1 protein-coding gene is annotated in these 407 nt (G+C 48.2%); it reads right to left on the bottom strand.

Annotated elements, in window-relative coordinates; all coding sequences use genetic code 11:
- Positions 1 to 374, bottom strand: a 374-nt coding sequence (locus ACEWB7_RS18290; RefSeq protein WP_411581132.1) for an ABC transporter substrate-binding protein, incomplete at its 3' end; no start/stop codon positions are given.
- Between the last annotated feature and the right edge of the window lie 33 nt (positions 375 to 407).

Raw genomic sequence — 407 nt, 5'->3', positions numbered from 1 at the left:
TTATAGAACAGCGCTTTATTCATCCACTCAAAATCGAAGGCCAGGGTGACGGCTTCACGTACCCGCCGGTCTTTAAATACCGGGCGCTGAATATTAAAGGCCAGCCAGCGTGTGTCCTGCGCCGACTCGTTTTTCTGCTCTTCTTTAATGATGTAATGATTATCGAAATTTTTACCGATATAGCGCGTTGCCCAGTTTTTAGCGTCGTTTTCCAGCCTTAGATCAAATGCGCCCTCTTTAAACGCCTCGAAAGCGACATTGTCATCAAGGTAGTAATCGTAGCGGACAGTGTCGAGGTTAAAACGTCCACGATTGACCGGCAGATTAGCCGCCCAGTAGTTTTTGACGCGTGAATAGACAATGTACTGGCCCATTTTCCACTGAGTAATCCGGTATGGCCCGCTGGC

It is taken from the genome of Acinetobacter sp. NIOH-H-8, assembly GCF_046635365.1.
GTDB lineage: Bacteria > Pseudomonadota > Gammaproteobacteria > Pseudomonadales > Moraxellaceae > Acinetobacter.
The sequence above is the reverse complement of the archived record's forward strand: the minus strand, read 5'-3'. Positions and strand labels throughout refer to the sequence as shown.